Consider the following 1,740-nt stretch of genomic DNA (forward strand, 5'->3'; position numbering starts at 1 on the left):
CGCATCGGCGGCGCCCCGGGCGCCGGCGGTACGGGCGCGAGGTCGCTCTCTGGCGCGGCTTCCTCGCCCGTACCGCCGCCGTCCGGGGCGCCGCCGATGCGGCCCGCGAGCCACAGCGCGTCGCCGAGCTGTTCGGCGTCGGGGTCGAGCCCGGCGGTGCGCAGGGTGAGGACGAGCGAGGAGAGCGGGGACGGGAGGGCGCGCGAGGGGCCGGGGGCGCCGTCCTCGCGGGCGGGGGGCGGCGCTCCGGTGGCGCGGGTCCCCGCGGGCCGGTGGGTCCCGGCGGGGTCCGCCGCGTGGCCGCGGGGCCCGTCGCGTCCGGCGCGGGGCAGCGGGCGGGGCAGGGGGCCGGGGTCCTCCGGTCCTCCGCCGTGGTCGTCCCCGTGGTGCGGCAGGGCGAAGTCGCGCATCGGGGTCACCTCGGGCGGTCGAGTCGCTGGATGAGGAGTTCGGCGAGGCGGTCGCGGTCGAGCCCGGGGGCCGCGCCGGTGAGGTGGATGGCGTTGAGGAGCTGGTCGGCGGCGAGGAGTTCGGTGCGCGAGCGCTCCAGGAAACGGGTGATGAGGTCGTCCGCGTCGCGCTCGCGCTCGCGGCCGAGGTGGGCGCGGACGAAGTTGGCGAGGCGTTCGTGGTCGGGGCGGCCCAGCTCCAGGTGGATGCAGCGGCGCAGGAGCGGGGCGGGGAAGTCGCGTTCCTCGTTGCTCGTGAGCACGACGAAGGGGAAGTGTGTGCAGGCGACGCGGCCGTCCTTGATCCGTACCTTGCGGCCGTCCGAGGTCAGCACCTCGGCCTCGTTGCCGGGGAGCCGGTCGGCGAGCCGCTGGAGTTCGGGGATGACGAACTCGCCCTCCTCCAGGATGTTGAGGAGGTCGTTGGGCAGGTCGATGTCGCTCTTGTCGAGCTCGTCGACGAGGAGGACGCGCGGGCGGTCGGAGGGGAGCAGCGCGGTGCCGAGCGGGCCGAGCCTGATGTAGTCGCCGATGCGCTCGGGGCTGCCGGGCGCCCCGGCGGCGGCGTCCGGGTCGTGGGCGGCGATCTGCACGTCCTGGAGGCGGGCTATCGCGTCGTAGTGGTAGAGCCCGTCCTGGAGCGAGGTGCGGCTGACGATGGGCCAGCGCAGGACGTCGCCGAGGCGCAGTTCGTCGGCGACGGAGTGCGCCAGCGAGCTCTTGCCGACGCCGGGACCGCCCGTGACGAGGAGCGGGCGGCGCAGGTAGAGCGCCGCGTTGATCACTTCCAGTTCCTCGGCGCCGGGGCGCAGCGAGACGGTGTGGGCGCGGTGCGCGCCGAGCCTGCGGGTCTCGGTGCCGCCGGGGGTCTCGTTCGCGCGGTGGCGGAAGTCGCGCCAGGGCGGCGGCGCGGGCAGCCGGTCGACACCGTCGTGGGGCTCCCCCGCCCCCCGGTAGACGAGCCACTCACCGGCCACGGGACCGGGTTCCTCGGACACTGCGGCCTCACTCATGATCGGCTCCCTCGTCACTGGTCTGCGGCGTCGCTCGGTCGTCTCGTCTCGTTCTCGGGCCCGCCCGGCACCCGGGCACGGGGCGCCCGGGCCTGACGGGCACGGGCCACACGGTAGCGAGCGGCCCGACGCCCCGTCAGGTCTTTCACGGGGGAGCAAGCAGCGCGGGGGCGGCGCGCGGCGGGTCGTACATCAGCACGACCCCCTCCGACCAGCCCTGTCCGTGCTCGGCCGTGCGCCGCCAGTCGTGCAGCGCGTAGGGCAGTTGTGCCGCGCTG

At 76.0% G+C, this 1,740-nt stretch carries 1 protein-coding gene and 1 pseudogene; both read right to left on the bottom strand.

Going from position 1 to position 1,740, the window contains the following annotated elements; genetic code table 11:
• Window positions 1-410: pseudogene (locus SSBG_RS07825) on the bottom strand (hypothetical protein); the annotation flags it as partial.
• 5 nt (window positions 411-415) lie between these two features.
• A complete protein-coding gene (locus SSBG_RS07830; RefSeq protein ID WP_050776737.1) occupies window positions 416-1,462 on the bottom strand; it encodes an AAA family ATPase in 1,047 nt (348 codons plus the stop codon).
• Between the last annotated feature and the right edge of the window lie 278 nt (window positions 1,463-1,740).

Source organism: Streptomyces sp. SPB074 (genome assembly GCF_000154905.1).
Taxonomy (GTDB): domain Bacteria; phylum Actinomycetota; class Actinomycetes; order Streptomycetales; family Streptomycetaceae; genus Streptomyces.

Bases quoted from the DNA above. Each gene is read 5' to 3' on its own strand.
- SSBG_RS07830 (WP_050776737.1), bottom strand. From the start codon at position 1,462: ATGAGTGAGGCCGCAGTGTCCGAGGAACCCGGTCCCGTGGCCGGTGAG.